Origin of the sequence: Marmoricola sp. URHB0036, from assembly GCF_000426045.1 — a bacterium.
GTDB lineage: Bacteria > Actinomycetota > Actinomycetes > Propionibacteriales > Nocardioidaceae > Marmoricola.
The window spans coordinates 665,200-677,353 of sequence record NZ_KE384490.1; the positions used below are offsets into that span (position 1 = coordinate 665,200).

Annotated in this window: 12 protein-coding genes; all 12 read left to right on the plus strand. The window is 71.1% G+C overall.

The annotated features are described in order from the left end of the window. Positions 1-24: 24 nt before the first annotated feature. The 12 genes from mraY to H976_RS28300 all read left to right on the plus strand — a co-directional run bounded on the left by mraY (position 25) and on the right by H976_RS28300 (position 12,153). On the plus strand, positions 25-1,095 hold the full coding sequence (gene mraY, locus H976_RS0123390) for a phospho-N-acetylmuramoyl-pentapeptide-transferase (protein ID WP_027863494.1): 1,071 nt from the start codon (positions 25-27) through the stop codon (positions 1,093-1,095). Continuing rightward, positions 1,092-2,561 carry a UDP-N-acetylmuramoyl-L-alanine--D-glutamate ligase gene (gene murD, locus H976_RS0123395; RefSeq protein WP_027863495.1) on the plus strand — a complete coding sequence of 490 codons (1,470 nt, stop codon included), beginning with the start codon at positions 1,092-1,094 and terminating at the stop codon, positions 2,559-2,561. The genes mraY and murD overlap by 4 nt, the downstream gene beginning before the upstream one ends. A 31-nt stretch (positions 2,562-2,592) precedes the next feature. Then, a complete protein-coding gene (gene ftsW, locus H976_RS28290) occupies positions 2,593-3,957 on the plus strand; it encodes a putative lipid II flippase FtsW (protein ID WP_081683139.1) in 1,365 nt (454 codons plus the stop codon). Continuing rightward, positions 3,957-5,054, plus strand: coding sequence for an undecaprenyldiphospho-muramoylpentapeptide beta-N-acetylglucosaminyltransferase (gene murG, locus H976_RS0123405; RefSeq protein ID WP_036227701.1), 1,098 nt, complete (start codon positions 3,957-3,959; stop codon positions 5,052-5,054). Before ftsW ends, murG begins: the two co-directional genes overlap by 1 nt. Further along, positions 5,051-6,484, plus strand: coding sequence for a UDP-N-acetylmuramate--L-alanine ligase (murC, locus tag H976_RS0123410; RefSeq protein ID WP_027863497.1), 1,434 nt, complete (start codon positions 5,051-5,053; stop codon positions 6,482-6,484). The genes murG and murC overlap by 4 nt, the downstream gene beginning before the upstream one ends. Continuing rightward, on the plus strand, positions 6,471-7,280 hold the full coding sequence (locus tag H976_RS28295) for a cell division protein FtsQ/DivIB (protein ID WP_051277406.1): 810 nt from the start codon (positions 6,471-6,473) through the stop codon (positions 7,278-7,280). The genes murC and H976_RS28295 overlap by 14 nt, the downstream gene beginning before the upstream one ends. A 479-nt stretch (positions 7,281-7,759) precedes the next feature. Continuing rightward, a complete protein-coding gene (gene ftsZ, locus H976_RS0123420) occupies positions 7,760-8,962 on the plus strand; it encodes a cell division protein FtsZ (RefSeq protein WP_027863498.1) in 1,203 nt (400 codons plus the stop codon). Positions 8,963-8,978: 16 nt separating this feature from the next. Then, entirely contained in the window at positions 8,979-9,686 is a 708-nt protein-coding gene (pgeF, locus tag H976_RS0123425; protein WP_027863499.1) for a peptidoglycan editing factor PgeF, read from the plus strand. Further along, positions 9,683-10,381, plus strand: a complete 699-nt coding sequence (locus H976_RS0123430) for a YggS family pyridoxal phosphate-dependent enzyme (protein ID WP_027863500.1) — start codon at positions 9,683-9,685, stop codon at positions 10,379-10,381. The genes pgeF and H976_RS0123430 overlap by 4 nt, the downstream gene beginning before the upstream one ends. An 81-nt stretch (positions 10,382-10,462) precedes the next feature. Then, the gene (locus H976_RS0123435; protein WP_027863501.1) at positions 10,463-10,945 is read left to right on the plus strand and encodes a cell division protein SepF; all 483 of its coding nucleotides are present in this window, start codon (positions 10,463-10,465) and stop codon (positions 10,943-10,945) included. Between the two features lie 43 nt (positions 10,946-10,988). Continuing rightward, complete coding sequence (locus H976_RS0123440) at positions 10,989-11,279, plus strand: YggT family protein (protein WP_027863502.1); 291 nt, start codon at positions 10,989-10,991, stop codon at positions 11,277-11,279. A gap of 115 nt (positions 11,280-11,394) precedes the next feature. Continuing rightward, positions 11,395-12,153 (plus strand): DivIVA domain-containing protein, encoded by a 759-nt coding sequence (locus tag H976_RS28300; protein ID WP_051277407.1) that lies wholly within the window; start codon positions 11,395-11,397, stop codon positions 12,151-12,153. Position 12,154: the final 1 nt, after the last annotated feature.

Consider the following 12,154-nt stretch of genomic DNA (forward strand, 5'->3'; position numbering starts at 1 on the left):
GACACGATTCCGAGGGGACCCCGGATGAGAGCGATCCTGCTGGCAGGTGGCCTCGCCCTGCTCTTCACGATGGTCGGCACCCGCTACGCCATCCGGGTGCTGGCGGCCAAGGGATACGGCCAGCTGATCCGCGACGACGGCCCGACGACCCACCACACCAAGCGCGGTACGCCGACCATGGGCGGCCTGGTGATCGTGCTCGCCTCGGTGGCGGCGTACTTCCTGGCCAAGCTGGTCACCGGCAACTCGCCGAGTGCCTCGGCCCTGCTGCTGCTCTTTCTCTTCGTCGGCCTCGGCACGGTCGGCTTCCTCGACGACTACATCAAGATCGCCCGCCAGAGGAGCCTGGGCCTGCGCAGCCGGGCGAAGTTCATCGGCCAGACCTTCGTGGCGCTCGTCTTCGGCTGGCTCGCGCTGTCGCCCTGGATGGAGGACGGCCGCGGGCAGACCCCGGCCGGTCATGCCATCTCCTTCATCCGCGACCCGCGCTCCTTCACGCTGCCGATGATCGTGCTGCTGCTGTTCATCTGGCTGCTCATCGCAGGGTCGAGCAACGCCGTCAACCTCACCGACGGCCTCGACGGGCTGGCGGCGGGCGCGGCGGTGATGACGTTCGGCGCCTACACGCTGGTGAACATCTGGCAGAACAACCAGTGGTGCGGGCGCGCGGCCGGACCGAAGTGCTACGAGGTGCGCGACCCGCTCGACCTGGCCGTCGTGGCGGCCGCGATCACCGGTGCGTGCTTCGGCTTCCTGTGGTGGAACGCCTCACCGGCCAAGATCTTCATGGGCGACACCGGCTCCCTCGCCCTCGGCGGGGCGCTGGCCGGGTTCGCCGTACTCACCCGCACCGAGTTCCTGCTCGCCCTGCTCGGCGGACTGTTCGTGATCCAGACCCTCTCGGTGATCCTGCAGGTCGGCTTCTTCAAGGCCACCGGTGGCCGACGGCTGTTCCGGATGGCACCCCTGCACCACCACTTCGAGATGTTGGGCTGGGAGGAGATCACCGTCGTCATCCGGTTCTGGCTGATCGCGGGCATCTTCGTCGCGACGGGGCTGGGGGTCTTCTACGCCGAGTGGGTCGCCGGCTCATGAACCTCGACGACCTGTTGGCCCTGGGCCGCACCAGCGACTGGAGCGGCGTCCGCGTCACCGTCGCCGGCTTCGGCGTCTCGGGGTACGCCGCCGCGGACAACCTGACCTTCCTGGGTGCCCAGGTGACCGCGCTCGACGAGTCCGACCAGGGTGACCGTCGCGAGCGGGCCACCCTGCTGGAGAGCCTCGGCGCGACGGTCCGGCTCGGCGAGGGCTCGACCGCCGTGCTGCCCGACGACACCGACCTCGTGGTGACCTCACCCGGCTGGGCGCCCTCCTCGCCGCTGCTCGCACAGGCCGCCGAGCGCGGCGTCCCGATCTGGGGCGAGGTCGAGCTGGCCTGGCGGCTGCGCGACCCGGCCCACCCGGCCCCGTGGCTGGCGGTCACCGGCACCAACGGCAAGACCACGACCGTGCAGATGCTGGAGGCGATGCTGCGCGCGGCCGGACTCCGCACCGTCGCGTGCGGCAACGTCGGCCTGCCGATCGTCGAGGCCGTGATGGACCCCGAGCCCTGGGACGTGCTGGCGGTCGAGCTCTCCAGCTTCCAGCTGCACTACACCTCCACCATGAAGGCGGAGTCGGCCGCGGTGCTCAACGTCGCCGACGACCACCTGGACTGGTACGCCGGAGCAGAGCGGGGCCGGGAGGCGTACGCCGCCGACAAGGGCCGCATCTACTCCGGCGTCGAGCGGGCCTGCGTCTACAACGTGGCCGACCCCGTGACCGAGCAGCTGGTCCGCGACGCCGACGTGCAGGAAGGTGCTCGTGCGATCGGGTTCACGCCCGGCACTCCCGCGGTCGGGATGGTCGGCGTGGTCGACGACGTGCTCGCCGACCGGGCGTTCATCGAGGACCGGCAGACCTCGGCGGCCGAGCTGTGCACGCTCGACGACCTGGCCAGCACCGCACCCCACTACGTCGCCAACGCGCTCGCGGCAGCAGCCCTGGCGAGGTCCCACGGCGTCTCGCCGGCGGCGATCCAGCACGCCCTCCGGGAGTTCCGTCCCGACGGCCACCGGATCGCGGAGGTGGCCGTGGTCGACGGTGTGACCTGGATCGACGACTCCAAGGCGACCAACCCGCATGCAGCGCTGGCCTCGTTGAGCGCCTACGACCCGGTCGTGTGGATCGCCGGGGGACTGGCCAAGGGAGCCGGCTTCGACGACCTCGTCACCTCGGTGCGCGACCGGCTGCGGGGCGTCGTCCTCCTGGGGCGGGACGCCGACGTCATCCGCAAGTCGCTCGTGCGACACGCGCCCGATGTGCCTGTGATCGAAGTTGCGGCCGGGGAGACTGAAGGCGAAGGACCCATGGACCGTGTCGTGGCCGGGGCCGCGTCGCTGGCACACCCCGGCGACACCGTGCTGTTGGCCCCGGGATGTGCGTCGATGGACATGTTCGCCAACTACGGCGCACGCGGTGACGCCTTTGCGGAAGCCGTGCACCGGATGCGGCGGAGCTAGCGGCAAGGAAACGTACGGCGAGGAGGACCGGGTGAGCGTCACCAGCGAGACTGGCCGCGACACCGGACAGCAAGCCGTTCCGCTCCCTGTGCAGCAACCCGGCCTGGCCGGCTGGGTCTCCTACCGCGCGGCCATCGTCCGCCGCGCGATGGAGCGGCCGCTCACCTCCTACTACCTGCTGCTCGGCGGCTCCACCATGCTGCTGGCGATCGGCCTGATGATGGTGCTGAGCGCCTCGAGCGTCTACAGCTACCGGGTCCACGACAGCAGCTACTACATCTTCCTCAAGCAGCTGACCTGGGTGGTGATCGGACTCCCGGCCGCCTGGCTGGCCAGCCGGATGAACCGGCGGCTGTTGCGGCTGCTCGCGTGGCCGGCGGTCCTGGTCGCGGTGATCCTGCTCTGCCTGACCCAGACCGGCCTGGGCTTCGCCGTCAACGGCAACCGCAACTGGCTCGCGCTCGGTCCGCTGACCGTGCAGCCCTCCGAGATCGCCAAGCTGTCGATCGTGCTGTGGACCGCGGACGTCTACGCCAAGAAGGAGCGCTACCTCGACAGCCCGTGGCACGCACTGATCCCGGTGGCTCCGGTCGTGACCATGATCTCGGCCCTCGTCGTGTTCCAGCACGACCTCGGCACCGCCCTGGTGCTGTTCGCCATCCTGCTCGGGATGCTGTGGGTCGTCGGCGTCCCGGCCCGGCTGTTCGGGATCGCGCTCTCCCTGGTCGGGGTGGTGGCGTTCTACCTCGCGGCCTCGAACTCCGAGCGGCGTACCCGCCTGACCGGCTTCATCGACCCGTTCAAGGACTTCCAGGGCGCCGGCTGGCAGGCCGGACACGGCCTGCTCGGCATGTCCAGCGGCGGCATCTTCGGCAAGGGACTCAGCGCCAGCCAGCAGAAGTGGGGCAACCTCCCGGAGGCGCACACCGACTTCATCTTCGCCGTGCTCGGCGAGGAGCTCGGCCTGGTCGGCACCCTGCTGGTGCTGGCGCTCTTCGGCGCCGTGGCCTTCGCCGCCATCCGGCTGGCGATCAACACAGCCGACCCGTTCGTGCGCTACGTGTCGGCGGGTGTCACGATCTGGTTGATGTCCCAGATGATCATCAACATCGGCATGGTGCTGGCGTTGCTCCCCGTGATCGGTATCCCGCTCCCGCTCGTGTCCTACGGCGGATCGGCGCTGGTGCCGTCGATGGTCGCGCTCGGCCTGCTCGTCGGGTTCGCGCGGGCCGAACCGGAGGCGGCCGCTGCCCTGCGCGACCGCCGCGGCGAGCGACGTACCGGCAAGAAGCGTCCCGGACGGATGTCGCTGCCCGGCGCCATCTCGGCCGGCAGTGCCCGTGCTCGAGCCCGGACCGGTCGACCGGGCGGCTCGGCGCGGTCGAGGCGAGGTTGATGGCGTCCACCCCAGTCCTGCGGCGGGTCCTGCTGGCCGGCGGTGGGACGGCCGGGCACACCTCGCCGCTGCTCGCCACCGCTGATGCCCTGCGTCGCCGCGACCCTGACATCGAGGTCACCGCGCTCGGCACCGCGCGCGGGCTCGAGACCCGGGTCGTGCCTGAGGCCGGCTACCCGCTCGAGCTGATCCCGCCGGTGCCGGTGCCGCGGCGACCGGGCGTGGAGCTGCTGCGCACCCCGGGTCGACTGCGGGAGGCGATGAAGGCGTGCCTCGAGGTGCTGGACCGCGTGCAGCCGGACGTGGTGGTCGGTTTCGGCGGCTACGTCTCGGCGCCGGCGTACCTCGCCGCCCGCAAGCGCAAGCTGCCCCTCGTCGTCCACGAGGGCAACGCCGTTCCCGGTCTCGCCAACAAGCTCGGCGCCCGGTTCACGCCGTACGTCGCCACCAGCTTCCCCGACACCGACCTCCCGCACGCCCGCTACCTCGGGCTGCCGATCCGCCGGATGATCAGCACGCTCGACCGGGCGGCGCTGCGCGCCGAGGCGCGGGCGACGTTCGGGCTCGACCCCGACCGGCCGACGCTGCTGGTGACCGGTGGCTCGCAGGGGGCGCGTCGGCTCAACCAGTCGCTCGCGGCGGCGGCTCCCGCCTTCGCCGAGGCCGGCATCCAGGTGCTGCACATCGTCGGCCCGCAGGGGGAGGCGAAGCCGGAGGTCCCGGTCGGCGGTCCGCCGTACGTCGTGGTGCCGTTCGTCAGCCGGATGGACCTCGCGTACGCCGCTGCCGACGCCGTCGTCTGCCGGGCCGGGAGCAACACGGTCACCGAGGTGTCCGGGGTGGGTCTACCGGCGATCTACGTGCCGCTGCCGATCGGCAACGGGGAGCAGGCCCACAACGCCCGCCCGGTGATCGACGCCGGCGGTGGCCTGCTCGTGGCCGACGCAGCGCTGACGCCGGAGTGGGTGCGCCGTGCGGTCCCTGACCTGCTCACCGACCCCGATCGGCTGGCGGCGATGTCGGCCGCGGCCTCGCACCTGATCCCGCTCGACGCCGACGAGAAGCTGGCCGCCCTGGTCTTCGAGGCCGTCCGATGAGGGTGCCCGTCCCAGACACGCTGCTGCCCGCCGACCAGCTCGGCCGGGTGCACTTCGTGGGCATCGGCGGCGCGGGACTGTCCGGCATCGCCCGCATCATGCTGGCCCGCGGCATCACCGTCTCCGGCAGCGACGCCAAGGAGTCCCGGACGATCGAGGCGTTGCGCGCGTTGGGGGCCACCTGCCACCTCGGTCACGACGCCGCCAACCTCGGCGACGCCGACACGGTCGTCGTCTCGACCGCGGTCCGGGAGAACAACCCCGAGGTGGTGGCCGCCACCGAGCGTGGCCTGCGGATCCTGCCGCGCTCGGCCGCCCTGGAGTCGGTGATGCAGGGCCGCACCGTGGTCGCCGTCGCCGGCACGCACGGCAAGACCACCACCACCTCGTTGCTGACCGTCGCGCTCCAGCACTGTGGTGCGGACCCGTCCTTCGCCATCGGCGGCGAGCTCAACGAGACCGGTTCCAATGCCCACGACGGCAGCGGCGACCTCTTCGTCGCGGAGGCCGACGAGAGCGACGGCGCCTTCCTCGTCTACTCGCCCCACGCCGCGCTGGTCACCAACGTCGAGGCCGACCACCTCGACAACTACGGCACTCCCGAGGCCTACCGCGCCGCGTTCGACACCTTCATCGACCGCATCTCGCCCGACGGCTTCCTGGTGGTGTGTGCCGACGACCCCGGTGCCGACGCGCTGGGTCGTACGGCGGTCGAACGTGGCCTCGCCGTCGTACGTGTGGGGGAGCGGGTCGACGCCGAGGTCCGGGCCGAGGACCTCCGCTTCCTGGGCTCGGCCTCCCGTTTCGCCGTCGTCGACCGCGGTCGACGACTGGGGGAGGTCACCCTCCAGATCCCAGGGCGCCACTACGTCCTGGACGCGCTGGCTGCCCTGACCTGCGGGCTGCGACTCGGCTACGGCTTCGCCGACCTGGCCCGCGGGCTGGGTGCGTTCACCGGCACCAGGCGTCGGATGGAGCTCAAGGGCCAGGCCGGTGGAGTCCGTGTCTACGACAGCTACGCCCATCACCCCAACGAGATCTCCGGCGACCTCCAGGCCGCGCGATCGCTGGCGGGGGAGGGCCGGGTCGTGGTGGCCTTCCAGCCGCACATGGTCTCGCGGACCCGCATCTTCGGCCCCGACATGGGCGTCGCGCTCGGTGCTGCGGACGAGGTCGTCGTGATGGACATCTACGTGGCCCGCGAGGACCCCGAGCCCGGTGTGACAGGAGCACTCGTGGCCGACGCCGTACCTCTCGATCCGGCGCACGTCGTCTTCGAGCCCTCGTGGTCGGCAGTGCCCGCGCACCTCGTCGAGCGCGCGCGTCCCGGTGACGTCGTGCTCACGCTCGGGGCGGGAGACGTCACGCTGCTCGGCCCCGAGGTGCTGGAGCTGCTGGGGGAGCAGGGGGTGTCCGATGTCGATGCGTGACCGCCTGCGCCGCCGCAAGCACGACGAGATCACCGAGGCGGAGAGCCAGGCGCCGCCGCCCTCCACCGGCCCCGACGAGGAGACGGTGCGGATCGCCCGCAAGGACTTCCGCCGCCGGCGCAACGCCGGTCGCTGGCGCAAGCTGCGGCTCGCCCTGCTGGCGCTGCTCGTCGTCGGTGCCGTTGCGGCCTCGGTGTGGGTCGTCTTCTTCTCCAGCCTCGTGACGGCCGAGGACGTCTCCGTGACGGGCACCACGACACTGGGTGACGGTCGCATCGAGCGCGCGGCCGACGTACCCACCGGCACGCCGCTGGCTCGCCTGGACCTGGACGCGATCCGCAAACGGGTGGAGGACATCGCGAGCGTGCGGGATGCCGAGGTCTCGCGCAGCTGGCCGCACACCGTGCACATCGACGTCACCGAGCGCACCCCGATCGCGGTGATCAACCAGGGCAACGGGCTGCAGGCGCTCGACGACCAGGGCGTGCTCTTCGGCCACTACGCCGCCCGGCCCAAGCGGCTGCCGCTGGTGATCGCGCCCCCCGACACGGCCGACGAGGCCCTCGTCGAGGGCGGCCGCGTGATCGGCTCGCTGCCCGCCGGCATCGCCTCCCGGGTCGACACCGTCGAGGTCTCCAGCGTCGACAAGATCCAGCTGGTGCTGGGCAACGGCCGTCGCGTGCTCTGGGGGAGCTCCGACGACTCCGGCCAGAAGGCCGAGGTGCTCGCCGTACTCCTGCGTCGGCCGGGCCAGCAGATCGACGTCTCCGTCCCCGCCCGCCCGACCACGCGCTGACCTCCCCGGCCGCGACATTCCGGGCCGCTGACATTCCGGGCCGCTGACATTCCGGGCGGGGCTGGCAGGCGAACCCGGGGGCTGGCAGCCCTTGTTCTGCCCGCCAGCCCGGGGTTTCCCCGGACGTCCGGGGAAACCAAGCCCCCACCACCCGCGGACGAAACGGACGCGCCGGAGGGGCAGTACTGAAGGCGGAGGGGCGAAGTATCGGCCTCCCGGGTGCAGTTTCCCCGGGCGCCCGGGGAATCCGTCCGGCCCAGCCGACCGCCGAGATTTTTCTTTTCTCGCGCCACCGCCCGCGTGTTGCCCGGGTACGCCGGGACGGTTCTCCTACCTTGAGTACACAACCTCAGGTTGACATAACGTTAACCCTCTACTTCAGGGTTAGGGTTCACGGTCAGCCGGAGGACTTCCCCAGGAACATCCGAGAGCTCGTCCGGCAGCAGGGCCGGGTGGCACGCAACATGAGAGGCACCGCCGTGGCAGCACCCCAGAACTACCTGGCCGTGATCAAGGTCGTGGGTATTGGTGGAGGTGGAGTCAACGCCGTCAACCGGATGATCGAGGTCGGGCTGAAGGGCGTCGAGTTCATCGCCATCAACACGGACGCACAGGCCCTGTTGATGAGTGACGCCGACGTCAAGCTCGACATCGGCCGCGAGCTCACCCGTGGGCTCGGCGCCGGAGCGAACCCCGACGTGGGTGCGCAGGCCGCCGAGGACCACTCCGAGGAGATCGAAGAGGTGCTCAAGGGCGCCGACATGGTCTTCGTCACCGCCGGCGAGGGCGGTGGCACCGGCACCGGTGGCGCCCCGGTCGTCGCCAAGATCGCCCGCTCGCTCGGCGCGCTCACCATCGGTGTGGTGACCCGGCCGTTCGCCTTCGAGGGTCGCCGTCGGGCCACCTCGGCGGAGGAGGGCATCGCCAGCCTGCGCGAAGAGGTCGACACCCTCATCGTGATCCCCAACGACAAGCTGCTGATGATCTCCGATCGCAACGTCAGCATGCTCGACGCCTTCAAGCAGGCCGACCAGGTCCTGCTGCAGGGTGTCTCCGGCATCACCGACCTGATCACCACCCCGGGCCTGATCAACCTCGACTTCGCCGACGTCAAGTCGGTGATGTCCAACGCCGGCTCCGCCCTGATGGGCATCGGCTCGGCGCGCGGCGAGAACCGCGCCGTCGAGGCGGCCGAGCTGGCGGTCTCCAGCCCGCTGCTCGAGGAGTCGATCGACGGTGCCCAGGGTGTGCTGCTCTCGATCGCCGGTGGTTCCGACCTCGGCTTGTTCGAGATCAACGAGGCAGCCGCGATGGTGTCGGAGGCGGTGCACGCCGACGCCAACATCATCTTCGGCGCGACCATCGACGACGCGCTCGGTGACGAGGTCCGTGTCACGGTGATCGCCGCCGGGTTCGAGGGTGGCCGGCCCAAGCGTCGTGACGAGGGCCAGGGCCTGCGCCCGCGTCCCGCCCAGACGCAGAAGCCGCAGAGCCAGGAGGAGACCCGGGCGGCCGCCCGGGCCCTGGCCGAGCAGCGCAAGGCGCCCGAGCAGCAGACGGCCCCGCGCCGCGAGCCGGTCACGGTCGGCGCCCAGCAGGGGAGCTCGCAGCCGCCCGCCCCGCAGCGCTCGGCGCCGACCTTCAGCGACGACGAGCTGGATGTCCCCGACTTCCTGAAGTAGGGGCACCAGACCGAGATTGTTCGCTCATCGCAGCAGCACCGGCCCCGTCGACCTGGCGTTCACCGACAGGTACGACGGGGTCAGTGCTGTGCCCTTCGACTCGCTCAACCTGGCCCTGGTCGGTGACGACGACCCCGAGGCCGTACGCCGCAACGTCGCGCTGCTGCTCGACGAGTTCGCCCCTGGCGCGACGCTGGCCGACATGCAGCAGGTGCACGGGCACACCGTGGTCGAGGCCGGTGGACCGCGCGAGCAGTGCGACGCCCTGGTCACCGATCGCGCCGACCTCGTGCTGATGGTCCGGGTCGCCGACTGCGTGCCGGTGCTGCTGGCCGACCCGGCAGCCGGCGTGGTCGGGGCCGCGCACGCCGGCCGACAAGGACTGGTCGAAGACGTCGTCGGCGCCTGCGTGGCCCGGATGCGAGACCTCGGCGCCTCGACCATCCAGGCCTGGGTCGGGCCGCACATCTGTGGGTCCTGCTACGAGGTGCCCGCGGCGATGCAGCAGGAGGTGGCCGGTCGCGAGCCGGCCTCCCTGGCGACGACGTCGTGGGGCACCCCGGCCCTCGACATCGGTGCCGGTGTGCGTGCCCAGCTCGAGCGCGTGGGGGTCACCGTGACCGACGTGTCGCGCTGCACGCGGGAGTCGCCGGACCTCTACTCGCACCGCCGCGACGGGGCGGGTGCCGGCCGGCTGGCCGGGGTGATCAGGATGAGGCCATGACCCGACACGACGAGATCGCACAAGGGCTGGCGGCTGTCCGCGAGCGGATCGACGTGGCGTGCGCGGCCGCGGACCGGAGTCCCGACGAGATCACGCTGGTCGTGGTGACCAAGTTCTTCCCCGCCTCCGACGTACGCCTGCTGGCCGACCTCGGCGTCCGTGACGTCGGGGAGAACCGTCACCAGGAGGCCGTCGAGAAGGCCGCGGAGTGCTCCGACCTCGACGTGCGCTGGCACTTCATCGGCGGGCTGCAGAGCAACAAGGCAGCCGCCGTCACGACGTACGCCGACGTCGTGCACTCGGTCGACCGGGCCAAGCTGGTGGGCGGCCTGAGCCGTGGCGCCCAGGAGCGCGGACGCCTGCTCGACTGCCTCGTCCAGGTCAGCCTCGACCCCCCTGGGGCGGAGGGTCGGTCCGGCTGCGACCCCGACGACGTGCCCGCCCTGGTGGCGCGCCTCCAGGAGGCCGAGGGCCTCCAATTGCGCGGTGTCATGGGGGTTGCGCCGCTCGGCGGGGACCCCGGCGAGGCGTTCGAGAAGCTGGCCGCGATCGCCGCCGACGTACGCGCCCAGGAGCCCGGGGCGACCTGGGTCTCGGCCGGGATGAGTGGCGACCTCGAAGATGCCGTACGTCACGGTGCGACACACCTGCGGATCGGCTCGGCGGTCCTCGGTCCGAGGCCGGTCGTCAAGTAATGTCCGAAGCGCCGTATCCGTTGGCACGCGGCGCACGGATCGGGTCCCACCAAGCGTCACGAGAGCAGAGGAATTCACGACATGAGCGCGATGCGGAAGATGGGCGTCTACCTCGGCCTGCTCGAGGACGCCGAGGGCGACTACGCCGACACCGAGTTCGACGAGCCCCCTCGCCGCACCGAGCCGCGCGCCGAGCAGGAGCCCGCTCGTCCGGTCGCCAACCTCGCCGAGCGCCGCCGCCCCGCGCGTGAGCCGCAGGGCCGCCCCACCACCACCGTGGCGCCCATGTCGCGCATCACCACGCTGCACCCCCGCACCTACAACGAGGCCCGGGTGATCGGCGAGAACTTCCGCGACGGCGTGCCCGTGATCATGAACCTCTCGGAGATGGACGACACCGACGCCAAGCGCCTCGTCGACTTCGCCGCCGGCCTGGTCTTCTCGGTGCGCGGCACCATCGAGCGCGTCACCAACAAGGTCTTCCTGCTCTCGCCGCCCAACGTCTCGGTGGCCGCGGAGGACAAGCAGCGGATCGCCGAGGGCGGCTTCTTCAACCAGAGCTGACCCGCAGGGTCCCTGGTTCCCAACCACCTTCTAGGCTCGCCACGTGGCAATCATCGGCGGGATCATCGAACTGGTCCTCAGCGCGTTCATCGTGCTGCTCTTCGTGCGCCTGATCGTCGACTGGATCCAGATCTTCGCCCGGGCGTGGACACCTCGTGGTCCGGTGCTGGTGGTGCTCGAGGGCGTCTACTCGGCCACCGACCCGCCGGTGAAGGCGCTGCGCCGCATCATCCCGCCGCTGCGGCTCGGGGGCGTGGCGATCGACCTGAGCTTCGTCGCACTGCTGCTGATCTGCTACATCTTGCTCAAGCTCAACCGCGCGCTCCTGTTCTAGCGCGTCCGGCGGCGGTCCGGTCCTGGACCTCTGGCTCCGGGCACAGGCGCGCGACCCGGTACTGTTCCTGCGCACAGCAGACGCAACCGCAACGAGTTCAAGGATTGGTGAGGTCATGCCGCTGACGCCCGAGGACGTGAGCAACAAGCGCTTTACGCCGGTGCGGCTCCGCGAGGGCTACGACATGGGCGAGGTCGACCAGTTCCTCGACGAGGTCGAGGCGGAGCTGGAGCGACTGCTCAAGGAGAACGACGACCTTCGTTCGAAGCTCACCGCGGCCGCGGACGGTGCCCCTGTCACGGTGCCGGCACCGGTCGAGAAGCCCGCCGAGAAGCCGGCCGAGACCCCGGTCGAGGACGAGAAGCCCGCCGAGCCCGAGAAGCCTGCGGCGCCCACCGAGCAGATCAAGGTGACCACCGCGGCCGAGGCGTCGTCGGCCGCGACCCGTCTGCTCGAGCTCGCCACCCGCAACGCCGACGAGGTCGTCGCCGAGGCGCGTGAGGACGCCGAGAAGATCGTCACCGAGGCCCGTGCCGCGGCGCAGAAGCTGGAGACGGAGACCAAGGAGAACACCGACAAGCTCGAGCAGGAGGCCCGTGCCCGCGCGCAGAGCCTGGACAGCGAGACCGAGACCCGTCGCCGCGACCTGCTCGGCGAGATGGAGCGCGAGAAGAGCCGCCTCGACGGCGAGATCGAGAACCTGCGCTCCTTCGAGCGTGAGTACCGCAGCCGCCTGAAGAGCTACTTCACCCAGCAGCTGCAGGCGCTCGACGGCAACGGCGAGGGCGGCGACCTCCCGGTCCCCGCCGACGACTCGCCCGACGAGGGCCAGCACGCCGAGCACGGCGACGGAGACCAGCACCAGCAGGGTTGAT